Annotated in this window: 19 protein-coding genes; 3 read left to right on the forward strand and 16 right to left on the reverse strand. The window is 71.1% G+C overall.

From position 1 onward, the window contains the following. Window positions 1–2 precede the first annotated feature (2 nt). The 10 genes from ACIQD7_RS27965 to ACIQD7_RS28010 all read right to left on the reverse strand — a co-directional run bounded on the left by ACIQD7_RS27965 (window position 3) and on the right by ACIQD7_RS28010 (window position 14727). Window positions 3–980, reverse strand: coding sequence for an ABC transporter permease (locus ACIQD7_RS27965; RefSeq protein ID WP_402445200.1), 978 nt, complete (start codon window positions 978–980; stop codon window positions 3–5). Between the two features lies 1 nt (window position 981). Next, window positions 982–1905 (reverse strand): ABC transporter permease, encoded by a 924-nt coding sequence (locus ACIQD7_RS27970; RefSeq protein ID WP_402445147.1) that lies wholly within the window; start codon window positions 1903–1905, stop codon window positions 982–984. A 102-nt stretch (window positions 1906–2007) separates the two neighbouring features. Beyond that, window positions 2008–3636, reverse strand: coding sequence for an ABC transporter substrate-binding protein (locus ACIQD7_RS27975; protein ID WP_402445149.1), 1629 nt, complete (start codon window positions 3634–3636; stop codon window positions 2008–2010). Window positions 3637–3806: 170 nt separating this feature from the next. After that, window positions 3807–4919, reverse strand: a complete 1113-nt coding sequence (locus tag ACIQD7_RS27980; protein WP_121832377.1) for an ABC transporter ATP-binding protein — start codon at window positions 4917–4919, stop codon at window positions 3807–3809. Continuing rightward, the gene (locus tag ACIQD7_RS27985; RefSeq protein ID WP_402445151.1) at window positions 4912–5967 is read right to left on the reverse strand and encodes an ABC transporter ATP-binding protein; all 1056 of its coding nucleotides are present in this window, start codon (window positions 5965–5967) and stop codon (window positions 4912–4914) included. The genes ACIQD7_RS27980 and ACIQD7_RS27985 overlap by 8 nt, the downstream gene beginning before the upstream one ends. A 14-nt stretch (window positions 5968–5981) precedes the next feature. Next, entirely contained in the window at window positions 5982–6938 is a 957-nt protein-coding gene (locus ACIQD7_RS27990; RefSeq protein WP_121832379.1) for an ABC transporter permease, read from the reverse strand. Beyond that, window positions 6931–7863: an ABC transporter permease gene (locus tag ACIQD7_RS27995; RefSeq protein ID WP_161374512.1), complete on the reverse strand. Its 933-nt coding sequence runs from the start codon at window positions 7861–7863 to the stop codon at window positions 6931–6933. Before ACIQD7_RS27995 ends, ACIQD7_RS27990 begins: the two co-directional genes overlap by 8 nt. Before the next feature lie 170 nt (window positions 7864–8033). Further along, window positions 8034–9671 carry an ABC transporter substrate-binding protein gene (locus tag ACIQD7_RS28000; RefSeq protein ID WP_402445154.1) on the reverse strand — a complete coding sequence of 546 codons (1638 nt, stop codon included), beginning with the start codon at window positions 9669–9671 and terminating at the stop codon, window positions 8034–8036. 504 nt (window positions 9672–10175) lie between these two features. Beyond that, on the reverse strand, window positions 10176–12077 hold the full coding sequence (gene typA, locus ACIQD7_RS28005) for a translational GTPase TypA (protein WP_121832382.1): 1902 nt from the start codon (window positions 12075–12077) through the stop codon (window positions 10176–10178). Between the two features lie 304 nt (window positions 12078–12381). After that, entirely contained in the window at window positions 12382–14727 is a 2346-nt protein-coding gene (locus ACIQD7_RS28010) for an ABC transporter substrate-binding protein (protein ID WP_402445156.1), read from the reverse strand. 198 nt (window positions 14728–14925) lie between these two features. On the opposite strand from ACIQD7_RS28010, the gene ACIQD7_RS28015 reads away from it, so the two are divergent. Continuing rightward, window positions 14926–17037 carry a TPM domain-containing protein gene (locus tag ACIQD7_RS28015; RefSeq protein ID WP_402445158.1) on the forward strand — a complete coding sequence of 704 codons (2112 nt, stop codon included), beginning with the start codon at window positions 14926–14928 and terminating at the stop codon, window positions 17035–17037. Window positions 17038–17160: 123 nt separating this feature from the next. Further along, window positions 17161–17868: a PspA/IM30 family protein gene (locus tag ACIQD7_RS28020; RefSeq protein ID WP_121833036.1), complete on the forward strand. Its 708-nt coding sequence runs from the start codon at window positions 17161–17163 to the stop codon at window positions 17866–17868. A 28-nt stretch (window positions 17869–17896) separates the two neighbouring features. Here the strand turns inward: ACIQD7_RS28020 and ACIQD7_RS28025 are convergent, their stop codons facing one another. The 5 genes from ACIQD7_RS28025 to ACIQD7_RS28045 all read right to left on the reverse strand — a co-directional run bounded on the left by ACIQD7_RS28025 (window position 17897) and on the right by ACIQD7_RS28045 (window position 23127). Beyond that, window positions 17897–20467, reverse strand: a complete 2571-nt coding sequence (locus ACIQD7_RS28025) for a SpoIIE family protein phosphatase (protein ID WP_402445160.1) — start codon at window positions 20465–20467, stop codon at window positions 17897–17899. Between the two features lie 144 nt (window positions 20468–20611). Continuing rightward, on the reverse strand, window positions 20612–21034 hold the full coding sequence (locus ACIQD7_RS28030; protein WP_121833034.1) for an ATP-binding protein: 423 nt from the start codon (window positions 21032–21034) through the stop codon (window positions 20612–20614). Between the two features lie 248 nt (window positions 21035–21282). Next, window positions 21283–21714: a (deoxy)nucleoside triphosphate pyrophosphohydrolase gene (locus ACIQD7_RS28035; protein WP_402445162.1), complete on the reverse strand. Its 432-nt coding sequence runs from the start codon at window positions 21712–21714 to the stop codon at window positions 21283–21285. Between the two features lie 75 nt (window positions 21715–21789). Further along, the gene (locus ACIQD7_RS28040) at window positions 21790–21969 is read right to left on the reverse strand and encodes an SPOR domain-containing protein (RefSeq protein ID WP_121833032.1); all 180 of its coding nucleotides are present in this window, start codon (window positions 21967–21969) and stop codon (window positions 21790–21792) included. A 405-nt stretch (window positions 21970–22374) separates the two neighbouring features. After that, window positions 22375–23127 (reverse strand): GntR family transcriptional regulator, encoded by a 753-nt coding sequence (locus ACIQD7_RS28045; protein WP_402445164.1) that lies wholly within the window; start codon window positions 23125–23127, stop codon window positions 22375–22377. A gap of 237 nt (window positions 23128–23364) precedes the next feature. On the opposite strand from ACIQD7_RS28045, the gene ACIQD7_RS28050 reads away from it, so the two are divergent. After that, window positions 23365–24717, forward strand: a complete 1353-nt coding sequence (locus ACIQD7_RS28050; protein WP_402445166.1) for a glycoside hydrolase family 18 protein — start codon at window positions 23365–23367, stop codon at window positions 24715–24717. Window positions 24718–24751: 34 nt separating this feature from the next. Here the strand turns inward: ACIQD7_RS28050 and ACIQD7_RS28055 are convergent, their stop codons facing one another. Further along, window positions 24752–25921, reverse strand: a complete 1170-nt coding sequence (locus ACIQD7_RS28055) for a DUF4190 domain-containing protein (RefSeq protein WP_402445168.1) — start codon at window positions 25919–25921, stop codon at window positions 24752–24754. Between the last annotated feature and the right edge of the window lie 135 nt (window positions 25922–26056).

Below are 26056 nucleotides of genomic sequence, written 5' to 3' on the forward strand. Positions count from 1 at the left end.
CCCTACCTCAGCTTGGGGTCGAGGGCGTCGCGGACGGCGTCGCCGAGCATGATGAAGGCGAGCACCGTGACGGCCAGCGCGCCGGCCGGCCAGAGCAGCATGTGCGGGGCGTTGCGGATGTACGGCGAGGCCGCGGAGATGTCGATGCCCCAGGAGACGGTGGGGGGCTTGAGGCCGACGCCGAGGAAGGAGAGCGTGGCCTCCAGGGAGATGTACGTGCCGAGGGCGATGGTGGCGACGACGATCACGGGGGCCACGGCGTTGGGCGTGATGTGCCTCAGCAGCATCCGGGAGTTGGAGGCGCCGAGCGCGCGGGCGGCCTGCACGTAGTCGTTCTGCTTGGCGGTGATGACGGAGCCGCGGGCGATGCGGGAGATCTGCGGCCAGCCGAGCAGCACCATGAAGCCGATGACGGGCCAGACGGTGTTGTTGCTGACGACGGAGAGGAGGACCAGGCCGCCGAGGACGACGGGGATGGCGAAGAAGATGTCGGTGATCCGGGAGAGGAAGCCGTCCCAGGCGCCGCCGTAGAAGCCGGCGAGGCCGCCGAGGACGGAGCCGAGGAGGGTCACGCCGAGGGTGGAGAGGACGCCGACCTCGATGGAGGCCCTGGCTCCGTAGACCGTGCGGGTGTAGACGTCGCAGCCCTGGCCGTTGAAGCCGAAGGGGTGGCCGGGCTGGGAGCCCTCCTGGGCCTTGGAGAGGTCGCAGTCCAGCGGGTTGCCACTGGCGATGAGCTGCGGCCAGATCGCGATGACCACCAGGAAGAGGATGACCAGGCCGGAGATGATGAAGACCGGGTTCCGGCGCAGGTCGTGCCAGGCGTCGGACCAGAGGGAGCGGGCCTTCTTGTCGGGGCCGGTGCCGTCGGGGCCGCCGGGAGCCTTCTCCAGGGTCTCGGCCTCGGACATCGCGAGGTCGGTGGCGCCGCCGGCCCCGGTGGAGGCGATGGCCGACCCTTCGTCGTGGTGCTCGGGCATCTCAGGCATAGCGGATCCTCGGGTCAAGGACGGCGTACAGGAGGTCGACGAGCAGGTTGGCCACCAGGAAGACCAGGACGAGGACGGTCACGAAGCCGACCACGGTCTGGGTGTTCTGGCGGAGGATGCCCTGGTAGAGCTGGTAGCCGACCCCGTGGATGTTGAAGATCCGCTCGGTGACGATGGCGCCGCCCATGAGGGCGCCGACGTCGGTGCCGATGAAGGTGACCACGGGGATGAGGCTGTTGCGCAGCAGGTGCCGGGTGATGACCCGGTGGCGGGGCAGGCCCTTGGCGACGGCGGTGCGGACGTAGTCGGCGCGCTTGTTCTCGGCGATCGAGGTCCGGGTGAGCCGGGTGACGTAGGCGAGCGACACGGAGGCGAGGACCAGGCCGGGGACGATCAGTTCGTCGAAGGTGGCGTCGGAGGAGACCGAGGGGTCGATCCACTTCCACTTGACGCCGAAGAGGAGCTGGACGAGCAGGCCGGTGACGAAGGTGGGGACGGAGATGACGACCAGGGTGAGCAGCAGCACCGTGGTGTCGACGGGCCGGCCGCGCTTGAGGCCGGTGAGGACGCCGAGGCTGATGCCGATGACGATCTCGAAGAGGATCGCGACGATGGTGAGGCGGATGGTGACCGGGAAGGCGTTGGCCATCAGCTCGGTGACCTCCTGGCCGTTGAAGGCCGTGCCGAAGTCCCCGGTGAAGACGTTGCCCATGTAGGTCAGGTATTGCTGCCAGACCGGCTTGTCGAGGCCGAACTCCTTCTTGAGCTGGGCGGCGGTCGCCGGGTCGCACTGGCGGTCGCCGCACAGTCCGGCGACGGGGTCGCCCATCACGTTCACCATCAGGAAGATCAGCAGCGTGGCGCCGAAGAAGACCGGGATCATCTGCAGCAGTCGCCGGATCACGTATCGACCCATGGGGGACTCCGGGGGTTGGCTCCGGGAAGGGATGCGGGAAGGCGTACGGCCCGGCGCGGAGGTCCGCGGGCCGGGCCGTGTGCCGTCGGCCTTGCTACGGCGTCAGTTCACCTTGATCTGGTCGTAGACCGGGACGCTGAAGGGGTTCAGGGTCACGTTGCTCACGCGCTCCGAGTAGCCGGCGCTGCCGTTCTGGTACCAGAGCGGGAGGGCGCCCATGTCGTCGCGGAGGACCTCCTCGGCCTGCTGGAAGATCCCGACGGCCTTGGCGGTGTCGGCCTCGGCGTTGGCCTGGTTCACCAGCTTGTCGAACTCGGGGTTCGTCCACTTGCCGTCGTTGGACGAGGCGTTGGTGTAGTACAGCGGCTGGAGGAAGTTCTGGATGAGCGGGTAGTCCATCTGCCAGCCGGCGCGGAACGGGCCGGTGAGCTTCTGCGTGGTGACCTGGTTGCGGTAGTCGGCGAAGGTGCCGACGGGGTTGCCGACGCAGGCGCGGTCGTTGCCGAGGGCGCGGTTGATGGAGTTGCAGACCGCGTCCACCCACTCCTTGTGGCTGCCGGTGTCGGCGTTGTACGAGATCTTCATGGTGCCGCCGGGGATGCCGCCGCCCTCGGCGACCAGCTTCTTCGCCTCGGCCGGGTCGTACGTGCAGAGGTCGCCGCAGACGTCCTTGAAGCCGCCCTCCTCGCCGAGGACGGGCGAGGTCCAGTCGACGGCGGGGGTGCGGGTCTTCTGGAAGATCGTCTCGGTGATCTGGTTCCGGTCGATCGCCCGTGACAGGCCCTGGCGGAGCTTCTCCTGGCCGGGCTTGTTCCAGTTCGGGTCGTAGAACGGGAAGGAGAGGGTCTGGATGATGCCGGCGGGCACGTTGATGTACCGGTCGCCGAGGTCGGCCTCGACGTTCTTGAGCTGGGCGGCGGGGACGTCGTCGACGAGGTCGAGGTTGCCGGCGATCAGGTCGGTGTAGGCGGTGTTGTTGTCGGTGTAGACCTTCAGGGTCACGCCGCCGTTCTGCGCCTTGTCGCTGCCGGGGTAGGCGTCCCACTTCTTCAGGACCATCTGGGACCCCTTGGAGTAGGAGTCGATGGTGTACGGGCCGTTGCCGACGGGCTTCGAGAGCCAGCCGGCGTGGTCGCTGAAGAAGGACTGGGGCAGCGGGGCGAAGGCCGCGTAGCCGAGGGTGACGGGCCAGGTGGAGAACTTCTGGGTGAGCTTGACCGTGAAGGTGCGGTCCCCGGTGACCTTGAGGCCGGACATGGTCTCGGCGGTGGGCTGGCCCTTCTCGGGGTGGACCTGGTCGTAGCCCTCGATCTGGCCGAAGAAGTAGGCGTTCTTCTGGTTGTTCTTCAGGTGGGCGCCGTAGTTCCAGGCGTCGACGAAGGACTTGGCGGTGACCTTCTCGCCGTTGGAGAAGGTCCAGCCGTCCTTGACGGTGACGGTGAAGTTGGTGGAGTCGGTGGTGTCGATCTTCTCGGCGAGCATGTCCTTGGCCTCGCCGGTCTTGGGGTCGTACTGCTTGAGCCCCCGGAAGATCATGGACAGGACCTTGCCGCCCTGGACCTCGTTGGTGTTGGCGGGCTCCAGCGGGTTCTGCGGGTCTCCCCACGAGGAGGACACGACGCCGTCGGCCCCTCCGCCGCCGCCGCCGCTGTCACCGCCGCCGCAGGCGGTCGCCGCGAGGGCGACGGCGGTGGCCAGAGCGGCCCACTTGGCGTGCGTGGCTCCGCGCATGGAGTGCCTCCCGTATGTACCGATTCGCACTGAGAGCCCCAATATCACCCCGCATCAGTACGCCTGCACGTTCTCCGCGCCCATCAGTGCGACGGCGGGGGCGCGCGAAAACGGCCGGCTCCCGGCGCCGGGGGGCGCCGGGAGCCGGCCGTGGAGAACCGCGCGGGGTGTCAGTGCACCGGGACGACCTGCTTCTCCTCGGCGAAGTGGCACGCCGAGAAGTGGGCGGCCGGGGTGTCCTGGCCCTGGAAGTGCGCCGGCACCGCGAGGAGCGGGACCTCCTGGGCGCACCGCTCCTGCGCCTTCCAGCAGCGGGTGCGGAAGCTGCAGCCCGACGGCGGGTTCGCCGGCGAGGGGACGTCACCGGTGAGGATGATCCGCTCGCGGTGCGCGCGGGCCTCCGGGTCCGGCACCGGCACCGCGGAGAGCAGCGCCTGGGTGTACGGGTGCGTCGGGTGCTCGTAGATCTCGGTGTCCGTACCGATCTCGGCCATCTTGCCGAGGTACATGACGCCGACGCGGTCCGAGATGTGCCGGACGATCGACAGGTCGTGCGCGATGAAGAGGTAGGAGAGGTTGAACTCGTCCTGGAGCTTCTCCATCAGGTTGATGACCTGGGCCTGGACGGAGACGTCCAGGGCCGAGACCGGCTCGTCGCAGATGATGATCTCGGGGTTGAGCGCGAGGCCGCGGGCGATGCCGATGCGCTGGCGCTGACCGCCGGAGAACTGGTGCGGGTACCGGTTGATGTACTCCGGGTTCAGACCGACGACGTCCAGGAGCTCCTGCACCTTGCGGCGCCGGTCGCCCTTCGGGGCCACCTCGGGGTGGATGTCGAAGGGCTCGCCGATGATGTCGCCGACCGTCATGCGCGGGTTGAGCGAGGTGTACGGGTCCTGGAACACCATCTGGATGTTCCGGCGGACCGCCTTCAGCGCGCGCCCGGACAGCTTGGTGATGTCCTGGCCCTTGTAGAAGACCTCGCCCGCGGTGGCCCGCTCCAGGTTCATCAGGAGCTTGGCGACCGTGGACTTGCCGCAGCCGGACTCGCCCACGATGCCGAGGGTCTCGCCCTGGTAGAGGTCGAAGGAGACCCCGTCCACGGCCTTGACCGCGCCGACCTGCTTCTTGAAGAGGATGCCCTGCGTCAGCGGGAAGTGCTTCTTCAGACCGCGCACCTGGAGGATCGGCTCGCCGCGGACCACGGGGGCCTCGATGGCGGCGACCAGGGCCTCTTCGTTGGCGGCGGCCACGGCCTCGTCGTTCTTGCCGATGTCAGCCATGGATCGTCTCCTTCCAGAAGTGGCAGGCGCTCTTGCGGCCCGGGAGGTCCGTGCCGTCCCGCTCGGTGACCGGCGTCAGGGCCGGGATCTCCGTGCGGCAGATGTCGTCGGCCTTGGGGCAGCGCGGGTTGAAGGCGCAGCCGGTGGGCACGCGGAGCAGGTTGGGCGGCAGGCCCTTGATCGCGTAGAGCTCCTGGCCCTTCTGGTCCAGGCGCGGGATCGAGTCGAGCAGACCCCGGGTGTACGGGTGGGCCGGGCGCTTGTACAGCTCGTGCACGGGCGCCTGCTCGACGATCCGGCCGGCGTACATCACGGCGATCTTGTCCGCGACGTCGGCGACGACGCCGAGGTCGTGGGTGATCAGGATCAGGCCCATGTTGTATTCCTGCTGGAGCTCCGCGAGGAGGTCCATGACCTGGGCCTGGACGGTCACGTCGAGAGCCGTGGTGGGCTCGTCGGCGATGATCAGGTCCGGCTCCAGGGCCAGCGCCATGGCGATCATGATGCGCTGGCGCATACCGCCGGAGAACTGGTGGGGGTAGTCGGAGACCCGGGCCTTGGCGGCCGGGATCTTGACCTTGTCCATCAGCTCGATGGCCTTGGTCCTGGCGTCCTTCTTGGACAGGCCCTGGTGGACCCGGAACATCTCGCCGAGCTGGTAGCCGACGTTGAGGACCGGGTTCAGGGAGGACAGCGCGTCCTGGAAGATCATCGCGATCTTGCGGCCGCGGATCTTCCGGCGCTCCTCCTCGGACATCTTCAGCATGTCCTGGCCGCGGAACAGGATCTCGCCCTGCGGAATCCTGCCCGGGGGCATGTCGAGGATGCCCATGATGGCCTGGGCGGTGACGGACTTGCCGGAGCCGGACTCGCCGAGGACGGCGAGGGTCTCGCCGGCGTTCACCGAGTAGTTGACGCCGTTGACCGCCTTGGCCACGCCGTCACGGGTGTGGAACTCCACGTGCAGGTCGCGGACTTCGAGCAGCGGGCCGGTGCCGGACCCGTCGCGCGGCGCCGGGACGGCCGCGGTCTTGTCGATGATGCTCATCTTTTACGCCCTCCTCAGCGCAGCTTGGGGTCGAGGGCGTTGCGGACGGCTTCGCCGAGCATGATGAACGCCAGAACGGTGAGGCTCAGCATGATCGACGGGTACAGCAGGATGTGCTGCGACGTACGGATCGCCTGAACACCCGCGGAGATGTCGACACCCCACGAGACGGTCGGGGCGGCGAGGCCGAGCCCCAGGTAGGACAGGGTCGCCTCGGCGGAGATGTAGCCGCCGAGGGCGATGGTGGCGACGACGATCACCGGGGCCATGGCGTTCGGCAGGATGTGCCGGAAGAGGATCCGGCCCGTGCCGGCGCCGAGCGCCTTGGCGGCGTGGACGTAGTCGGCCTGCTTGACCGTGATCACGGCACCGCGCATGACGCGAGCCATCTGCGTCCAGCCGAGGAAGGCGAGGGCGAAGACGACGACCCAGACGGTGCGCTCGACGAAGGCCTGGAGGACGACCATCGCGCCGAGCAGGAAGGGGATGCCGAAGAAGACGTCGGTGAGGCGGGAGAGGACCGCGTCCACCCAGCCGCCGAAGTAACCGGCGATCATGCCCATGGCGCCGCCGACGACGGTGACGATCAGGGTGACGCAGACGCCGACGATGATCGAGGCACGGGTGCCGTAGATCAGGCGGGCGTAGACGGAGCGGCCCTGGATGTCGTAGCCGAGCCAGCCGGGCGAGCCGATGTTGCCGAGCTCGGGCTTCCCGACGTAGTGCTTGACGAGGTCGCCGGCCGTGGGCGAGGCGCTGGTGAACATCCCCGGGAACGCCGCGATGAGCAGCAGGAAGAAGATCAGCACCGACGACACGAGGAAGTACGGGTTGCGGCGCAGGTCGCGCCAGGCGTCGCCCCAGAGCGAGCGGGGCTTCTCCGGCTTGCCCTGCGGGGCGGGCGCGGCCGCCGGGGAGGCGGCTACGGCGTCCGGCGCCGTGGCGGCGGCGGTCTTGGTCACGTCAGGCATACCGGATCCTCGGGTCCAGGACCGCGTACAGCAGGTCGATGAGCAGGCTGGTGATCAGGTAGACGACCACCAGGACGGTGACGAGACCGACGAGGGTGCTGCCCTCGCGGCGGCTGATCGACTCGTAGATCAGACCACCGACACCCTTGACGTTGAAGATGCCTTCGGTGACGACCGCGCCGCCCATCAGGGCGCCGATGTCGGTGCCGAGGAAGGTGACGACGGGGATCATCGAGTTGCGCATGAGGTGGACGCCGATGATGCGGCGCTTCGGCAGGCCCTTGGCGACGGCCGTGCGCATGTAGTCGGCGCGCAGGTTCTCCGCCATGGAGGTGCGGGTGAGCCGCGCCACATAGGCAAGGGAGAGACCACCGAGGACGATGGCGGGGGCGATCATCTCGGACAGCAGCTGGTCGTTGCTGACGTTCGGCTCGATCCAGCCGAGCTGGAAGGCGAACACCATCTTGATCAGGAAGCCGAGGACGAAGACCGGGATCGAGATGATCAGCAGGGTGAAGATCAGGATCGCGTTGTCGGCCATGCGGCCGGCGCGGAGGCCGGCGATGATGCCGAGGCCGAGGCCGAAGACGAGCTCGAAGGCGAAGGCGAGGGCCGCCAGCTGGATCGTGACGGGGAACGCGTCACCCAGGACCTCGGTCACAGGCCGGTCGTTGCGGATCTGCGTACCGAAGTCGAAGTGGAAGATGATTCCACTGATGTAGTCCCAGTACTGCTTCAGGATGTGCTGGTCGAGACCGAGCTTGTGTCTGATCTCCGCGATGGTCGCGGGGGACGCCCCCTTGTCTCCGAACAGACCGGCCACGGGGTCACCGGGCAGGCTGTAGACCATGAGGAAGATCAGCAGGGTTGTCCCGAAGAAAACCGGGATCATCTGGAGCAGTCGTCGTGCGACATAGCGCCCCATCATGCCTCCGTTGAGATGTGACGGCCGCAGCCGAGGGCCCTCCCCCGACGTACTGCCCGGATTCGGGCAGCACGATGCCGTGGAAGGGCCCCCCAGCCGCTGCGTAAGGCGCCGAAACGGGACTGACGATCCGTCAGTCCCGTGACGGCTTGCGGACTACGCTTTCGGGTTTACTTGTGGACCTCGACGCCGGTCAGGATCGGGTCGCCGTCCTGGCCGTAAGCCACGCCCGAAACCTTCTCGGAGTAGCCCGCGTTGACCTTGTAGTACCAGAGCGGGATGGACGGCATGTAGTTGACCAGGTCCTTCTCGATGGCCTGGAACTCCTTGACCGACTCGTCCAGCGTGGGAGCGGAGTCCGCCTTCGCGATCTTGGCGTCCAGCTCCTTGTTGGAGAAGCCGCCCTGGTTGCCCGCCGCACCCGTACGGAACAGGTCCGAGATGAAGTTCGCGTTCACCGGGTAGTCGAGCACCCAGCCGGAGCGGTAGAACGACTTGACCTGCTTGTTCTTACGAGCGGTCAGGTCGGCCTGGAAGTCCGGCTTGCCGTCACCGACACAGGCGACGCCCGTGGACTGGGTGATGGAGTTGCAGACCGCGTCCACCCACTCCTTGTGCCCGCCGTCGGCGTTGAACTGGATGGAGATCTTGTTGCCGGGGACGCCGCCGCCGGCCTTGATGAGCTCCTTGGCCTTGGCCGGGTCGAACTTGGTGACGTCGACCGCGTTCGGCTGATAGCCGAGCACACCCTTGGCGACCCAGCCGGAGGCGGGCTCGCGGGTGCCCTGGAGCACCGTCTTGGTGATGGTGGCGCGGTCGATGGCCATCGAGATGCCCTGGATGACCTTGGGGTCGACCTGCTTCGGCTTGCTCCACTGGTCGGCGTAGAAGGCCACGGCGACGGTCTGGATCGCGGAGTACGCCTGGTCGACGGCACGGTCGCCGAGGTCCTGGCGGTAGACCGGGAGGTCCTTCGGGGCGAGCTGACGCAGGACGTCGACGTTGCCCGACTTCAGGTCCTCGTACGCGGCCTCGAGGGTGGTGTAGTTCTTGAAGACCACACCGCCGTTCTTCGCCTTGTTCGGGCCCTTGTAGTCGTCGTAACGGACGATCTCGATCTGCTTCTTGTGGTCCCAGCTCTTGAACTTGTAGGGACCGTTGCCGATCGGCTTCTGACCGGCGGCCTTGGTGTCCTTGTAGAACGCGTCGGGCAGCGGGGCGAAGACGATGTAGGCCAGCTTGTGACCGAAGTACGGAACGGCCTTCGACAGCTCGATGGTGAAGGTGTTCTCGTCGACGATCTTCAGGCCGTCCAGCTTGTCCGAGGTGGGCTTGGCGCCCTCCTCGGCCGGGCTGAGCTTCTCGAAGCCCTTGATGTCGGCGAACCACGAGTTGAGGCCCATGGCGTTCTTGACGTTGGCGTTCCAGTTCCACGCGTCCACGTAGGACTTCGAGGTCACCGGGGTGCCGTCGTGGAAGGTCCAGCCCGGCTTGAGCTTGACGGTCCACGTCTTCGAGTCCGTCGTGGTGACCGACTCGGCGTTGATCATCTCCAGCGAGCCGTCGGCCTTGTAGTCGACCAGGGTCGAGAACAGGCCGGCCATGACGGCGGAGCCGTTGGACTCCATCGTGTCGCCGGTGTACAGGGGCTTCTCGGGCTCACCGAGCTCGATGGAGAAGATCCCGTTCGGGTCAACAGCGCCCTTGGCGTCGCTGCCGCCGTCGCTCTTCCCCCCGCCACAGGCGGTCGCAGCAAGGGCGACGATGATCGCGCCCGTTACCCACTTGGCGCTCTTGGCACCGCGCATGGGTTCCTCCTCATGAGTCCACTTTGTCACTACAAGAGGGGCACTCCGAGTTTCGCCGACACCCCTGACGGCTATGCACTCAAGTGCCCCGAGTGTGCTCGTGAGTCGGCACTCCCCACAGTGCGTGACCCATTGACCCGAGCTCAATGGAGCCAACTATTAAGTACGTCCGGGCCGTAAACCACACTTAAGTGGTCTCGTTTTGACAACATCACCCTGCCCCGAGGTACCGAAATCCGGACAAAGTGAGTCCAGACAGACACCCCCGAAACGGACTGTTAATACACGTTCCGGAGAGCGATGACCGGTATCCGGACGCCGGGTCGCTGAATTCGACTTGACGGCGGGTGCGCGAGCCGCCCTCCTCCACCGGCCCCGCGACGGCCCCGTGACGGCCCGGGGGCCGCTCCCGGGGCCCGCTCCCGGCGGCCGGGGGCACGACTGAGCCCCGCCGGGGCCGGCGGGGCTCGGTCGTGCGCGCGGGCCGGGCGAACCGGCCCCCGATCAGGCGTTCTTGGCGCGGGAGGACGCGCGACCACGCGCGTTCTGGTCGAGGATGACCTTGCGGATGCGGACGGCCTCCGGGGTCACCTCGACGCACTCGTCGTCGCGGCAGAACTCCAGGGACTGCTCCAGGGAGAGCTTGCGCGGCGGGACGATCGCCTCGAAGGAGTCGGCCGAGGAGGAGCGCATGTTGGTGAGCTTCTTCTCCTTGGTGATGTTCACGTCCATGTCGTCGGAGCGCGAGTTCTCGCCGACGATCATGCCCTCGTACACCTCGGTGCCGGGGTCGGTGAACAGGACGCCGCGCTCCTGGAGGTTGGTCATCGCGAAGGCGGTGACGGCACCGGCGCGGTCGGCGACCAGCGAACCGTTGTTGCGGGTCGTCAGCGTGCCGAACCACGGCTCGTGGCCCTCGTGGATCGAGTGGGCGATGCCCGTGCCGCGGGTGTTGGTGAGGAACTCCGTACGGAAGCCGATGAGGCCCCGGGACGGGACGACGAACTCCATGCGGACCCAGCCGGAGCCGTGGTTCGACATGTTGTCCATGCGGCCCTTGCGGACGCCCATGAGCTGCGTGACCGCGCCCATGTGCTCCTCGGGGACGTCGACCGTGAGGCGCTCGACGGGCTCGTGCACCTTGCCGTCGACGAGCTTGGTGACGACCTGCGGCTTGCCGATGGTGAGCTCGAAGCCCTCGCGGCGCATCTGCTCGACCAGGATGGCGAGCGCGAGCTCGCCGCGGCCCTGGACCTCCCAGGCGTCCGGGCGCTCGGTGTCGAGGACGCGGAGCGAGACGTTGCCGATGAGCTCGCGGTCCAGACGGTCCTTGACCTGGCGGGCGGTGACCTTGCGGTTCTTGACGGCGGACTTGGCGTCCGCGCCCTTGCCGGTGCCGCCGCGGCCGACGAGCGGCGAGGTGTTGGTGCCGATGGTCATGGAGATGGCCGGCTGGTCGACCGTGATCAGCGGGAGCGCGATCGGGTTCTCCGGGTCGGCCAGGGTCTCGCCGATCATGATGTCGGGGATGCCGGCGACGGCGCAGATGTCACCGGGGCCGGCGACCTCGGCGGGCTTGCGGGTGAGCGCCTCGGTCATCATCAGCTCGGTGATGCGGACGTTGGAGATCGTGCCGTCCCGCTTGATCCACGCGACCGTCTGGCCCTTGCGCAGCTCGCCCTGCTCGACGCGGAGCAGCGCGATGCGGCCGAGGAAGTTGTCGGCGTCCAGGTTGGTGACGTGGGCCTGGAGCGGGGCCTCCTCGTCGTACACCGGGGCCGGGACGTGCTCCAGGATGGCGTTGAAGAACGGCTCCAGGTTGTCGCTGTCCGCGGGGACGGTGCCGTTCTCCGGCTTGGTCAGCGAGGCGATGCCGTCGCGGCCGCAGGCGTAGACGATCGGGAACTCGATCTGGTCCTCGTCCGCGTCCAGGTCCAGGAACAGGTCGTAGGTCTCGTTGACGACCTCGTCGATCCGGGAGTCCGGGCGGTCCGTCTTGTTGATGCAGAGGATGACGGGCTTGCGCTGCTGGAGCGCCTTGCGGAGCACGAAGCGGGTCTGCGGGAGCGGACCCTCGGAGGCGTCCACGAGGAGGACGACCGCGTCCACCATCGACAGACCGCGCTCGACCTCGCCGCCGAAGTCGGCGTGGCCGGGGGTGTCGATGATGTTGATCGTGATCGGGGCCCCGCCGTCCTTGGGGTGGTACTTCACCGCCGTGTTCTTGGCGAGGATCGTGATGCCCTTCTCACGTTCCAGGTCGTTCGAGTCCATCATGCGGTCGTCGAGCTGCTGGTGGGCGGCGAAGGCACCGGCCTGCTTGAGCATGGCGTCGACGATGGTCGTCTTGCCGTGGTCGACGTGGGCGACGATGGCGACGTTGCGGATGTCGTGGCGCGTGGGCATGGGTGGCTTGCGCTTCTCTCGGATCGTGGGAATCGGCGTCAGTTCCTCTTACGCCCGCCGGGCGGACGCGCCACGGCTATGTCCCATGGTACGGGGCTGCCGCGCAAGAGGCTTCCCCGCCCGGGTTCCGAGAGGGTCTACTGGGAGGTTTCGAGGGTGTGGGGGAGGTCGTGCGGCCGGGTCAAGGGGCCGACGCGATCCTGCCCGCCGGGGACGCCGGCGGGCAAGGAAGTTGAGCTGGTTCTGAGGTTGTGACCTGCGCTTTCAGAGCTTTCGGTGGTTTCAGCGGTTTCGTGCCGTGGTTCTATCGGTTCCGCTCGGATCCCTTGGGGGTCTCGGCCTTCTTGAAGCCGATGTCCTGGTAGCGGGGGGCGGCGAAGCCCCAGGCCCCCGCGTTCACCAGGTCCGCCCTGGCGGCGACGAGCTGGGGGCGCTGGTAGAGCGGGATGGAGCCGGCCGCGGCCCAGATCCGGGCGTCGGCCTGGCGGACGAGCTCCCGGGCCTCCTCCTCGTCGAGGGTGCCCGCCGCCTGGTCGAAGAGCTGGTCGATGCGGTCGGTGCCGACCCGGGAGTAGTTCTGCTCGACCATGAGCGAGCCGTCCGAGGCGGGCTCGGGCTTGGCGAAGATCGGCCGGGCGTCGGTCGCGGGGAAGGCGGAGGCGGGCCAGGAGTAGAGGGCCAGGTCGTAGTCGCCCGAGGCGATGTGGTCCTTGAAGAAGCTCTCGTCGGAGACCTTGGTGACCTCGGTGCGGATCCCGACCGCGTCCAGCATCCGGACGATCCGGTCCCCCACCGCCCGCAGCGACTCGGAGCCCGGCCCGGACGGCAGGACGAAGCGGAGGCTGAGCGCCTTGCCGTCCTTGCCGAGGGCCTGGCCGGCCCCGGGGACGGCGGCGGGGGCTGCGGTGCCGCGGGGGGCGTAGGCCCCGGCCACGCCCTGGTCGGGGTTGACGGCCGGGCGGCCGCCGACCCGGGCGGCGGAGCCCGTACCGGTGTCGAGGGCCTCGGCCCGGAGGGCGGCGACGGGGGCGGAGGCGGCGGTGCGGCGGTCGCCCGGCTTGTCGTCGCCGACGATGTAGAGGCCCTCGTCGGAGGGGGCGTCCCCGGAGGCGTCGTCGCTCTTCTTCTTGGCGTCGGCGGTGGGGGTGCCCTTCGCGGGCTTCTCGGCCTCCTCCCCCGCCTCCCCCTTCTTCTCCTTCTCGGCCTTCTCCGCCTCGCTGCCCGCCTTCGTGCCGGCGGGCTGCTTGACCGCGCCGCCGGGGACCCAGCCGGCGTCGGCGAGGAGCGCCCGCGCCTCCTGGGTGTCCTGGCCGCCGAGGGCGTCGCTGCTGTCCTTGTAGGCCGCCTGGCCGGCGAGGGCCAGGTGGCTGCCGGGGGGCTGGGCCGGGAGGCCGAGCGGCTTGAGCACGGATTCGGCCAGTTCCTGGCGGTTGATGGCGCGGGCCACCGCGCGCCGCACCCGCTCGTCGGCGAGCGGCCCGGACTCGCCGTTCAGCGAGAGCTGGGTGTAGGCGGGCTCCAGGGACTTGCGGACCGCGTACTTCGCCAGGGTGTCCTGCGCGCTCGCGTACCGGGCGACGGCCTCCTGGTTCTTCTTGCGGGCGGCCCGCACCTCCTCCGCCTTCTCCTCGTCGGAGCCGTGGGCGAGGGCCCAGGACGCCAGGGCCTTGGAGGGGGTGATCGAGGAGCCGGGGCCGTGGGCGAGGGCGGCCTGCGCGCCGTTCCGGCCGGCGCGGGCGTCCCGGAGCGCCAGGGCGATCCGGTCGGCCGTGGAGCGGTCGATCTCGGCCAGGTCGAGGGTGCCCGCGGCGAGGGCCTCGGCCCGGTCGGCGCGGGGGACGGCCTTGAGGACGACGGTGTCGAGCTTGGCGGCCTGTCCCCACCAGCGGGGGTTGCGGGTGAGGGTGACGTCGCCGCTCTTGGAGTCGACCCTCTTCAGCAGGAAGGGTCCGGCGGTGGCCTTGAGGGCGGTGCGCGCGCCGTCGTTGAAGGAGTCCGGGGACCCCATCACCTGCTTCGGGTAGAGGGGGGTGAAGAGGGACTGCCAGTCGGCGTAGGGCTTGGCGAAGGTGACCCGCACCTCCAGGTCGTTCTTGCCCCGCTCGATCTTCTCGATCCGCTCGTAGCCGGAGTTCCGGGCGGTCCAGTACGCGGTGTCGCGGCCGCTCAGGGCCCGCCACTGGGCGACGAAGTCGGGCGCCCCGATCTCGCGTCCGTCGCTCCACACGGCCTGCTGGTCGAGCTTGTAGAGGACGACCTGCTTGGGCTCGGTCTCGACGACCTGCGCGGACTCCAGGTAGTCGGGGTTCAGCTGCGGCCGGCCGCGCCGGTCGAGGGTGTAGAGGGCGGGGAGCACGGCTCCGGCGATGCGGGAGGTGGTGGCGTCGGCGTCGGCCTGGAAGGCGTTGAGGGTGGTGGGCGCCGCGTCGACGGCCCAGCGCAGGGTGCCGCCGTCGGCGACCCGGTCGCGCGGGGCGGGCGCGTTGTCCTGGGCGGCGAGCGGGGCGGCGTCGGTCTCGTCGTCCGCGCTGCATCCGGCGAGGGCGGTGACGGCGAGGACGGCGCTGCTGAGGGCGGCGACGGTGCGGAGCGTGCGGGAGCGGGGGCTCTTGGGGCATGTCCCCCCGTGAGGGGCGCCGATCTGGGACATGTCTTGTACCCCTTCGTCCAGATTCATTCCATTTGGAGATGATCACACCTATTGCTCATCCACTGAAAAGGAGGAAGGGGATCCGGCCATGACGACACGGCGGAATGGCCGGAAGATGCCACTCGGGCGGCCCAACCCCCGACCCCCGGCGCACGGGACCGGTCGCGGGTGGACATACCCGGACATAGCCTCACGCTTGTGACGCGAACAGCCACCCGAGCCCTCCTCGCGGTACTGGTGGCGGCGTGGTGGCTCGTCGTCCCCGCCGTGCACGGTGCCCGCGCCGACGACCCCGTCGTCCTGTCCCGGGACGGACAGATCACCGACCGGGTGGGCGCGCTGCGCGACCGCCGCGCCTCCGTGGAGCAGGCCCTGGACCGGCTGTACGAGGAGGAGCGCGTCCAGCTCTTCGTCGTCTACGTACGCGACTTCTCCGGGCGCCCGGGCCAGGACTGGGCCGACGCCACCGCCGAGCGCAACGGGTTCGGTCCCGACGACCTGCTGCTCGCCGTCGCCACCCACGACCGGCGGTACGGGTACTCCGCCGATCCCGGCTCCGGCCTCACCCAGGCACGCCTGGACGAGGTCGCGCGGACCGCGATCGAACCGGCGCTGCGGCAGAACGACTGGGCGGGCGCGGCCATCGGCGCGGCGGACGGCTACGCCGCCGTCCTCTCGGGCCGGCCCGTCACCGCTCCCCCGATCACCCCCGGGCCCGCCGACCCGGGCCACGCGGCCGACGACGGCCCCTCCGGCTCCGACCTGATCCTGCCCGCGGTGCTGGTCGGCGGCGCCGGGGCGGTGGCGGCCTACGCGTACACCAGGCGGCGCCGGCGGACCGCGACCCGCACCACGCCGGGGGGCGGGCAGGGCTGGGGGCCTCCGAAGGAGCCCGCGCCGCCGACCCTGGACGAGCTGGACGGGGAGGCGCGCCGGACCCTGGTCGCCACCGACGACGCCGTCCGCACCAGCCAGGAGGAGCTGGGCTTCGCGTCGGCGCAGTTCGGCGAGGAGGCGGTGCGGCCCTTCACCGAGTCGCTCGCCTTCGCCCGGGAGCAGTTGACGGCGTCGTTCCGGCTGCGGCAGAAGCTCGACGACGCCTTCCCCGAGGACGACGCGACCCGCCGGTCCATGCTGGAGGAGATCCTGCGCCGCTGCGGGGAGGCGGACGCGCGGCTCGACGCCGAGACCGAGTCCTTCGACCGGCTGCGCGCCCTGGAGCGGACCGCTCCCGAGGCGCTGGCGGCGGTCGAGGCGGCGCTGCGGGAGCAGACGGCCCGGATGGGCACGGCCGAGGCGGCGCTGACCGCGATGCGCGAGCGGTACGCGGAGACGGCGTCCGAGCCCGTCGCCGGTGACGTCGAGCAGGCGAAGGACCGGCTGGTCTTCGCGGGGACGCACGCCGACGGGGCCCGGCAGCGGATCGAGGCGGGCGACAACGGCGCGGCCGCCGTGCACGTCCGGGCCGCCGAGGGCGCCGTGGACCAGGCGGCCCGGCTGATCGAGGCGGTGGACCGGCGGGCGCAGGAGCTGGCCGAGGCCGTGGGCCGGCTGCCGGGCGTGCTGGCGGAGACGGACGCGGACCTCGCGGACGCCCGCGGTCTGCTGGAGGGGACCGCCGCCGGGGTGTCCACGGCCGACCTCCAGGGGCGGATCGCCCGGGCCGAGGCGGTGGCGGCCGAGGTGCGGCGGAGCGCGGAGGCCGGGCGGTACGACCCGATCGGCGCGCTGCGCCGGGTCGAGGAGGCCGACGCGGCCCTCGACGAGGCGCTGGAGGGGGCCAGGGAGCGCGAGTCGGGCACGCGGCGGGCCCGCGCGCTGCTCGACCAGGCGATGCTGACGGCCCGTTCGGCGATCGGGGCGGCGTCCGACTACGTCACCACCCACCGGGGCGCGGTGGGCAGCGAGGCCCGGACGCGGCTGGCCGAGGCCGGGCGCCGCTGGGAGAAGGCGCGGGCCCTCGCGGCCGACGACCCGCAGTCCGCCCTCGCGGAGGCCCGGCAGGCGGACGCGCTCGCCCGGCGGGCGCAGGAGCTCGCCGAGCGGGACGTCCGCGCCTACGGGAACCCGAACGGCCCGGGCGGGACGGCGGGAAACGCGGGCGGCGGGCTGGGAGGGGCGGTGCTCGGCGGCATCATCCTGGGCGGCCTGTTCGGCGGGGGCGGCGGGAGGGGCGGGCACGGAGGCTTCGGCGGCGGGGGTTTCGGCGGGGGCGGCGGGGGTTTCGGGGGCGGAGGCTCCGGCGGCGGGCCCGGCAGCTTCGGCGGCAGCGGCACGCGCGGCCGGCTGGGCGGCGGCGGGCGCTTCTGACCCCGGGACGTCCCCGCACCCTTCCCGTCCGTCCCTGCCCCCTCCCCGTCCGTCCCCGCACCCTCCCCGTCCCTTCCGCACCCTCCCCGTCCCTCCCCCCTCAAGGATCCAAGGAGAACCCCCATGAGCAAGCAGACCGTCCTCGGCCGGGTCACCCAGCTGGCGAAGGCCAACATCAACGCCCTGCTGGACCAGGCGGAGGATCCGCAGAAGATGCTGGACCAGCTCATCCGCGACTACGCGAACAACATCGCGGACGCGGAGGAGGCGGTGGCCGCGACCATCGGGAACCTGCGGCTGATGGAGCAGGACCACCGGGAGGACGTGGACGCGGCGAAGGAGTGGGGCGGCAAGGCGCTCGCCGCCAGCCGGAAGGCGGACGAGCTGCGGGCCGGCGGGCAGACGGCGGAGGCGGACCGCTTCGACAACCTGGCGAAGGTGGCCCTGGGCCGCCAGCTCCAGTCGGAGAAGGAGGCGCGGACGGCGGAGCCGACGATCGCCGCGCAGACCGAGGTGGTCGCGAAGCTCAGGACCGGGCTCGACCAGATGAAGGCGAAGCTCGCCGAGCTCCAGGCCAAGCGGGACGAGCTGGTGGCCCGCGCGAAGTCGGCGCGTGCGCAGAACACGATGATGGACGCCGTGAAGAACGTCGACGTGCTCGACCCGACCAGCGAGCTGAGCCGCTTCGAGGACAAGGTGCGCCGGGAGGAGGCGCGGGCCCTCGGCAAGCAGGAGCTGGCGGCCTCCTCCCTGGACGCGCAGTTCGAGCAGCTGGACGCGCTCGGGGACGACGCCGAGATCGAGGCCCGGCTGGCCGCGCTCAAGGACTGACCGGGCGCCGCCCCCGTACGCGTACGGGTCAGAACATGCTGAGCAGCTGCTCCACCGTGGGTTCCGCCGCCTCCCCGCCCTCCGGCAGGGCCAGTTCGAACCAGACGGTCTTGCCGCGCGGGGTGCGGCGCGAGCCCCAGGAGGAGCTGAGGAGGCCGACCAGCTGGAGGCCGCGGCCGCCCTCGTCGGTGTCCTTGGCCCGGCGGCGGCGCGGCTGGACCAGGCCCGCGTCCCAGACCTCGCAGACGAGGGTGCGGTCGCGCAGCAGCCGCAGCCGGATCTCCCCCTCGCCGTAGCGCAGGGCGTTGGTGACGAGTTCGCTGACGAGGAGTTCGACGGTGTCGACCAGCGGTTCGAGGTCCCAGGCGGCGAGCTGGGCGCGGGCCAGTTCGCGGGCCCGGCCGACCGAGCGGGGCTCCCTGGGCAGCCGCCAGTCGCCGACGGCCTCGCCGGGCAGGCCCTGGATCCTGGCCATGAGGAGGGCGATGTCGTCCTCGCCGTGCCCGGTGTTCAGGCTGCTCAGGACCCGGTCGCAGACGTCCTCCAGGGGGCGGGAGGGGTCGGTGAGGGCGCGCCGGAAGGCGCTGAGGCCCTCGTCGAGCGGGTGGTCGCGGGACTCGACGAGGCCGTCGGTGTAGAGGGCGAGGAGGGCGCCCTCGGGGATCTCGACCTCGACCTCCTCGAAGGGCTCGCCGCCGACGCCGAGCGGCATCCCGGGGGGCACGTCGAGCAGCCGGGCCGCCTCGCCGGGTTCCACGAGGACCGGCGGGAGGTGGCCGGCGTTGGCGAAGGTGCAGCGCCGGGTGACCGGGTCGTAGACGGCGTAGACGCAGGTGGCGAGGTAGACCTCGGAGAGTTCGGGGCCCCGGTTCTTGTGCGCGCGGGACTGCTGGGTGCCGATGGGGGCGCCGAGGCCGCGGGCGATCTCGTCCAGGTGGGAGAGGACCTCGGCCGGTTCCAGGTCGAGCTGGGCGAGGGTCCGCACGGCGGTGCGGAGTTCGCCCATGGCGACGGCGGCGCGCAGGCCGCGGCCCATGACGTCGCCGATGACGAGGGCGGTGCGGTGGCCGGGGAGTTCGATGACGTCGAACCAGTCGCCGCCGACCTCGGTGGCGTCGGCGCCGGGGAGGTAGCGGCAGGCGATGTCGAGTCCGGCGGCCTCGGGGTCGCCGGGCGGGAGCAGGCTGCGCTGGAGGATCAGGGCCCGCTCGTGCTCGCGGCGGTAGAGGCGGGCGTTGTCGATGCAGACGGCGGCCCGGGCGGCGAGTTCGGCGGCGAGGGCCCGGTCGCGCTCGCCGAAGGGCTCGCTGCCCTTGGCGCGGGAGAACTGGACGAGGCCGACGACGGTGTCGTGGGCGGTCATGGGGACGACCAGGGTGGACCGGGCGAGGTCGCCGTCGTCGCCGGAGACGGTGCGGATCCGGCCGGTGCGGAGGGCTCCGGCGTACGGGGAGTTGAAGGGGTAGCGGTGGACGGCGCCGACCTCGATGGGCGCGGTGCCCGGACGGCCGGGGTCGGAGGCGTGTCCTCCGTCGGCCCTGCGGGGGGTGTCGGAGACGGCGCTGGCGAAGGCGACCCGGCGCAGTTCGGCGCTGCCGGCCCCGTAGCCGACGTCGTGGGAGCTGCCCCAGCGGCCGGGCGGTGCCTCGTCGCCGGTGAGCAGGCCCTGGTAGAGGTCGACGGAGGCGAGGTCGCAGAAGCCGGGGACGGCGACGTCGAGGAGTTCGCGGGCGGTGGCCTCCAGGTCGAGGGAGTTGCCGATGCGGGCGCCGGCCTGGTTGAGGAGGGCGAGGTTGCGGCGGGCGCTGGCGGCCTCCCTGGCCGCGTTGTGGCGGCGGGTGACGTCGATGCCGAGGCCCGCGACGCCGATCGGGCGGCCGGAGCCGCTGTGCACCCGGTAGAGGTTGATGGACCAGTGGCGGCGGTCCCTGGCGCCGGGGGCGGCGCCGACGATCCTCAGGTCGGTGACGGACTCGCCGGTCTCCAGGACCTTCCGGAGGGCGGTGGTCATCCGCTCGGCCTCGGGGCGGCCCAGGTAGTCGTGGACGGTGCGGCCCCGGTGGTCGTCGGCGTCGCCGCCGAAGACGGTGGCGAAGCGGCGGTTGGCCCGCCGGACGGTCAGGTCGGTGTCGAAGAGGAGGAAGCCGAAGGGGGATTGGCCGAATATCGCCTGGGAGGCGGCGAGGTCGGTCTCGATGCGGCGGAGGGCGCGCACGTCGACGACGATGCACAGCGCGGCCCGTTCCCCGCTCTCGGTCTCGGTGGGCATGACGTACATCTCGGCCATGCCGTGGGGCCGTTCCTCGCCGGGTATGCGGAACGGGACGAGGCCGGTCCACTCCTTGCCGTCGAGGATCTCCTTGACCCGCCGGTGGCCGCGCTCGCGCAGGTCGGCGGGCATGAAGACCTCCACCGGGTCCTTGCCCCTGGCCTCCTCCGCGCTGACTCCGAAGAGGTCCACGGCCCTTCGGCTCCACTGCTCGACCAGGCCGTCGGGCCCGATCGAGAAGGAGGCCACCCGGATGTAGTCGTAGATGGAGCCGGGCGGGCTGCTCTGCCACACGACGCCGCCGCCCGACGTCTCAGGTATCTCGCTCACGCGACCGTCCCCTCCAGCTCACCGCACCGGACCGGCCATGCCCGCAGTATTCAATACGGCGGGCTCCGGCGGTACGACGTTCACGATCACAGGGTGGTCTCGTTCGCTCCGCGCCGAGTACCGGTGATCGTTGTCCCACCCTGTTTACTCACCAGGGAGAGCCAGCTCGAACCATACGGTTTTGCCGACGGTCCCCTTCCTGATCCCCCAGCGGCGGGCGGTGCAGGCCACGAGGGCGAGGCCGCGGCCCCCCTCGTCGTCGGGTCCGGGGGCCTTCGCGGTCGGCGGATCCGGAAGCGGATCGGAGACCTCCACGAGCAGGGCGGTCGCGTGCGCGGGGTCGGCGCCGTCGGGGTGGACGCGGACCAGGCGGACCCCGATGGGTCCGGAGGCGTACCGCAGGGAGTTGGTCACCAGCTCGCTGACCAGCAGGACGGTCACGTCGCCGAGGGGGCCGTCGAGCTCCCAGGAGCGCAGGGTCTCGCGCACCGCGTGGCGGGCCGTGCGCACGGCGTTCGCCTCGGCCGGGAAGCTCCACTCGGCGCGGTCGCCGTCGGTGTAGATCACACCCGATCACTTCCCCAGCCGTGCGTCAGCAGGAAGGCCCACGTCCCCTTGCGAGGTACCAATGGGGACATACCCACCATTCGGGGCAAGTTATCCCGCCGGGGGCGGTCACCGGCGCACGGTGGCACGAACGGCGTAGGGAGCCGCCCGCGCGCCCCCGCGGAGGACGCCCTTCCGGGAGCCGCCGCACCACGGGCCCGACACCCCGGAAGGCCCAGCCCTCCGGAAGGCCCAGCGCCGGGGAGGGCTCAGCCCTCCGGAAACCTCAGCCCCGCCTCGGCGACGGCCGGGCGGTCCTGGTCGAGCCAGTCGACCGAGTCCAGCTCCGGCCGGGTGAGCCAGCGCAGTTCGTCGTGGTCCTCCAGGGGGCGCGGTTCGCCGGAGAGCAGCCGGGCGGTCCACACCCGCAGGACGTAACCGGATTTCAGCGGCCATTCGCCGGGGATGCGCTCCCCCGGCTCGACCTCCACGCCGAGTTCCTCCCGGAGCTCCCGGACCAGGGCCTGCTCGGGGCTCTCGCCCGGTTCGAGCTTGCCGCCGGGCAGTTCCCAGCGGCCGGCGAGCTCCTCGGGGGCGCTGCGCCGCGCGGCGAGCAGGCGCCCCCGGTCGTAGAGGGCGCCCGCGACGACGACCACGGGGCCGCGGTCGTGGTGGGGCTCGGTGGTGATGCGTTCCGTCATGGGCGCGAGCGTAACCCGCGCTCCGGGGCCACTCCGAGGCCGTTCCCTGGCCGCTCCGGGCCGCCCCCGGGCGGTTCAGAGGGCCGGGCTGCCGACGCGCTCGACCCAGTAGAGCTGCTTGTGGCCGCGGTCGTCGAGGCTGTCCGCGATCTTCTGCGCCTCGTCCCGGGTCGCGTACCGCCCCACCCGGTAGCGGTTGCCGTTGTCGTCCTGACGAATGACGAGCCAGGCGAGCACGGGGCCGCTGTCGGTCATCGGGCTTCTCCCTCCGCCGGTCCGGGTGCCCTCATGGATCTCCGGGAAACCGCAATCCGCATATGCCGGAGCTTACGCCTGACCTTCACACAGCGGATACGGGTTTGCACAAAGAGGCACGGTTCGGCCGGTTACCGACGGAGGGAGGCCGAAGTAAGGCCCCGGCCACCACCGCCGGGACGACGGGCACCGACACCACAACGGCAGGCCGGCGCCCCGACCCGACGGCCCGTCACTTCACAGGAGCAGGAGCAGGAGTACGACCACAGGCACGCGACCACCCGCCCCCGAGCCGAAAGCCCCGACGGCGCACGGCCGCCCACGGCACCGGAAACGCCCCGCCCGCCCCCGGACCGGCGACGGGCCGGGGGAGCACGGGCGGGGCGGCACGTCGCCGGCGGGGCGCTACCTCACCGGCAGGTGGTACGCGATCCGGTAGCGGTCGGCCGGGACCACCACGTCGGCCGTCTCGACGGCCCGGCCCGAGGCGTAGTAGGTCCGCTCGACCACCATCACCACGTGGCCCGGGACCCCGCCGAGCGCCAGGAGTTCCTCGGCGAGGCCGGGGCGGGCGCCGACCTCCTCCACCACGTTGTCCACGACGACGTCGATGGCGGCCATCCGCTCGACGACCCCGCAGCCGCCGAGGGGCCCCTCCTCGGGGAGCATGACCGGGGTGCGGCCGGTGACGGCGAGGGGCTCCCAGGAGGTGGAGACCATCATGGGCTCGCCGCCGTCCCGGTAGACGTACCGCGTGCGCATCACGCGCTCCCCCGGCTCGATGCCGAGCCGGGCGGCCACCTCCGGGCTCGCGGGCTCCTGCCCGCTGCTCGACTCCCAGGTGCCGCGGGCCCCTTCGGCCGCCTGCTCCTGCCGGAAGGGGCTGGCGCCCGAGGCCGGGCGGTAGCCGGAGCGGGCGATCCGGCGCGGCACGGGGCGCTCCCGCACGTAGGTCCCGGAGCCCGAGCGTCCCTCGACGAGCCCCTCGGCCATCAGTACCTTGCGGGCCTCCAGTGCGACGGTGTCCGACACCCCGTACTCCTCGCGGATGCGTGCCTGCGAGGGGAGACGGGTATGAGGCGGAAGCGAGCCGTCGGCGATCTTCTCCCGCAGATCGCTCGCCACGCGCAGGTAGGCGGGCTGCTCACCGAACGTCACTGGACACTCCCCTCAGGTTGACTGTCAGCAACAGCGTGGCAACCGTGGGTCGCAGACCGCAAGCATGGGCCAAAGTTTCACCCGAAGTGATGAAGCCCCGGATTCCCACCCCGGTTACCGGGGATCGCCCGCCGACGGATGCGGCCGGATCTCTTGACCTCTATTGGTACAGACCAATACCTTCCTCCCCGCAGCTCCATCCCGCACGCTCCATCCCGCCTCCACAGGAACGAGCCCATGCGCCCCAGAGCCCTGTCCAAGCTGACCTTCGGCGCGGCCACCGCCGTCACCCTCGGTCTCCTCGCCACCCTGGCCCCCGCCGCCGACGCGCACCAGGCCCCGCACGGGTCCGCCCACAAGCCCGCCCACGGGCAGTCCCTGAAGCGGATCGGCTACTTCACCCAATGGGGCATCTACGGAAGGAACTTCCAGGTCAAGGACCTGGAGACGAGCGGCACCGCCGCCAAGCTCAGCCACATCAACTACGCCTTCGGCGTGATCGGCACGGACGGCAAGTGCCTCATGGGCAACGCGCCCGGCTCCGACCCCTGGGCCGACTACGTGCGCCCGGTCGACGCCGCGAACTCCGTGGACGGCGTCGGTGACGCCGACGGGCAGCGCCTGGCCGGGAGCTTCAACGAGCTGCGCGAGCTGAAGGCGAAGCACCCCGGGCTCAAGGTCATGATCTCGCTGGGCGGCTGGACCGGCTCCGCGCACTTCTCCGACGCGGTGCGCACGGAGGCCGGCCGCAAGACCCTCGTCGCCTCCTGCATCGACACGTACATCAAGGGCAACCTGCCCGTGGACGGCGCCCGGGGCGGCGCCGGGGCGGCCGCCGGGGTCTTCGACGGCATCGACCTCGACTGGGAGTGGCCGGGCTCGGAGGGCGCCCCCGGGAACGTGATCCGCCCCGAGGACAAGCCCAACTTCACCAAGCTCGTCCGGGAGTTCCGCGTCCAGCTCGACGCCTACGGGCGCACGCTGAAGAAGCGCAAGCACTACGAGCTGAGCGCGTACGTGCCCACCGCCCCCGCCAAGATCGACGCGGGCTTCGAAGTCGCCAAGATCATGCGGGACTTCGACTTCGTGAACCTCCAGGGCTACGACTTCCACGTCTCCGGCGAGCCGAGGACCGACCAGCAGTCCGCGCTGTACGCGAAGGACGACTTCAGCGTCGACCAGACCGTCAGGGCCTGGCTGCGGCGCGGCGCCCCGGCCCACAAGCTCGTGGTCGGGATGCCCTTCTACGGCCAGGGCTGGACCGGCGTGACCGGCGGCGGCAACGGCCTCGGCAAGCCCGCGACCGGCCCCGCCCCCGCCACCTGGACGGCGGGCTCCGAGGACTACAAGTTCCTGAAGCGGCTCGCGGAGTCGGGGACGTACACGCTGCACCGGGACGTGCGGAACGGGCACGCCTGGCTCTTCGACGGCACCACCCTGTGGACCTACGACGACCCCACCGTGCTGCGTGCCAAGGCGTCCTACGTCCGGCAGAACGGGCTCGGCGGCGCGATGGTCTGGTCGCTCGACGGGGACACCCCGGACGGCGAGCTGATCACCGCCATCGACCGGGGCCTGAAGCGGCGCTGATCCCGCGCCCGGCCGCGCCCGCGCGGACCGCGCCTCAGGCCGACGTGCCCCCGCCCTCGGGCGGGGTGTCCGTCAGGCCGAGCGCGGTCCGCGCCGACGCGCTTCCGGGCAGGGGGTCGCGGGCCTTGTCGTACGCCTCCCAGTACGCGTCGGCGTCGGCCGCCGCCGCCAGCTCGCGCCACTCCTTCGAGGCCGCCGCCAGGTCCTTGCGGAGCGCCGCGACGGGCTCCGCCGCGGCGCCGGTCCAGGAGCGCCGTCCGAGGTCCGCGTGCGCCGCGTCGATCGCCGTTCGGACCTTCGCGGCCCAGGCCTTGTTCGCCGCGAGGTCCTCGTCGGGGTCGTCCTCCGGTATCTGGTAGAGGACCGTCTCGATCGGGTTCACGGCCTTCAGGAAGTGCGTCTGGCCGGCGTTCAAGGTCGTGGCGTCGGCGCGCACCGAGCCGCTGAACGGCTTTTCCTCGGTGGCGAACGCGCAGGTCACGGTCCGGTCGCCGAACCGCCAGCTCTGGCTGCTCGGCAGGTAGTAGTAGGCCCAGGCGTCCTCCGGGATCAGCCAGGTGTCCATCGCGTAGGCCTGGTTGACCGCCTCGCAGCGCTTCTCCGCGATCGCGTCGATCGCGTCCTCGCCGGGCCAGGAGGTGAAGCCGGTGACCTTGAAACCGCCGGTGACCTCGCCGTCGTGCGGGCGCGCGCAGTCGACGACGGTCACCTCCGTCGTGTACTCCTCCAGCTTGTCCCGGTCGGTGAAGCACTGGCCGGTACGCAGCGAGAGCGGGGACTTCGAGCGGGAGGCCTCGTCGACGCCCTCCTTGAAGCCGTTCCACGCCGAGGCGAAGCCGCCGGTCACCAGACCGAGGACGAGGAGCAGGGAGCTGAGCACGGAGAAGACGATGCCGGTGATCGCGAGCGGCCGGCCCGCCTGGTCCTTCTTCCTGATCTGCGGGAGGGCGATCAGGCCCAGGACCAGGCCGAGGGGCGGGACACAGCAGAGGAGGCCGGAGACGAGGGAGGCGACGGCGAGCCCGTTGGTGGGCCGCGCGGGCCGCCCGTAGGGACCCGGGCCGGGGCCGCCGGGCGGGCCGCCGTAGGGTCCTGCCGCGTAGGGCATTCCCGGGGAGGTGTACGGCCCCGGGGCGGGCCACCCCTGCGGCTGCGGGCCCCCGGGGGACGGCGGGACCGGCGGGGTCGGCTGGATCGGGTCCACGGGTGGGTGCTCCTGCGGGGCGGTGATGCGAACAGGTGAACGAGCGCGCATCGTACGCGGTCGGGCGGCGCGCCGTCGCGCGCGTTCGTGCGCGTTCGCGTGCCGGAAGGGGCGGCCGCCCGCAGGCGACCGCCC

Source organism: Streptomyces sp. NPDC093071 (assembly GCF_044754545.1).
GTDB lineage: Bacteria > Actinomycetota > Actinomycetes > Streptomycetales > Streptomycetaceae > Streptomyces.

Excerpts from the sequence above, each read along its gene's own strand:
- ACIQD7_RS27990 (WP_121832379.1), bottom strand. The coding sequence starts at position 6,938 with ATGCCTGACGTGACCAAGACCGCCGCCGCCACGGCGCCGGACGCCGTA.
- ACIQD7_RS27975 (WP_402445149.1), bottom strand. The coding sequence starts at position 3,636 with ATGCGCGGAGCCACGCACGCCAAGTGGGCCGCTCTGGCCACCGCCGTC.
- ACIQD7_RS28050 (WP_402445166.1), top strand. The coding sequence starts at position 23,365 with ATGCGCCCCAGAGCCCTGTCCAAGCTGACCTTCGGCGCGGCCACCGCC.
- ACIQD7_RS28020 (WP_121833036.1), top strand. The coding sequence starts at position 17,161 with ATGAGCAAGCAGACCGTCCTCGGCCGGGTCACCCAGCTGGCGAAGGCC.
- ACIQD7_RS28040 (WP_121833032.1), bottom strand. The coding sequence starts at position 21,969 with ATGACCGACAGCGGCCCCGTGCTCGCCTGGCTCGTCATTCGTCAGGAC.
- ACIQD7_RS27985 (WP_402445151.1), bottom strand. The coding sequence starts at position 5,967 with ATGAGCATCATCGACAAGACCGCGGCCGTCCCGGCGCCGCGCGACGGG.
- ACIQD7_RS28010 (WP_402445156.1), bottom strand. The coding sequence starts at position 14,727 with ATGTCCCAGATCGGCGCCCCTCACGGGGGGACATGCCCCAAGAGCCCC.
- ACIQD7_RS27965 (WP_402445200.1), bottom strand. The coding sequence starts at position 980 with ATGCCCGAGCACCACGACGAAGGGTCGGCCATCGCCTCCACCGGGGCC.
- ACIQD7_RS28000 (WP_402445154.1), bottom strand. The coding sequence starts at position 9,671 with ATGCGCGGTGCCAAGAGCGCCAAGTGGGTAACGGGCGCGATCATCGTC.
- ACIQD7_RS27995 (WP_161374512.1), bottom strand. The coding sequence starts at position 7,863 with ATGGGGCGCTATGTCGCACGACGACTGCTCCAGATGATCCCGGTTTTC.
- ACIQD7_RS27980 (WP_121832377.1), bottom strand. The coding sequence starts at position 4,919 with ATGGCTGACATCGGCAAGAACGACGAGGCCGTGGCCGCCGCCAACGAA.
- ACIQD7_RS27970 (WP_402445147.1), bottom strand. The coding sequence starts at position 1,905 with ATGGGTCGATACGTGATCCGGCGACTGCTGCAGATGATCCCGGTCTTC.
- ACIQD7_RS28035 (WP_402445162.1), bottom strand. The coding sequence starts at position 21,714 with ATGACGGAACGCATCACCACCGAGCCCCACCACGACCGCGGCCCCGTG.
- typA (WP_121832382.1), bottom strand. The coding sequence starts at position 12,077 with ATGCCCACGCGCCACGACATCCGCAACGTCGCCATCGTCGCCCACGTC.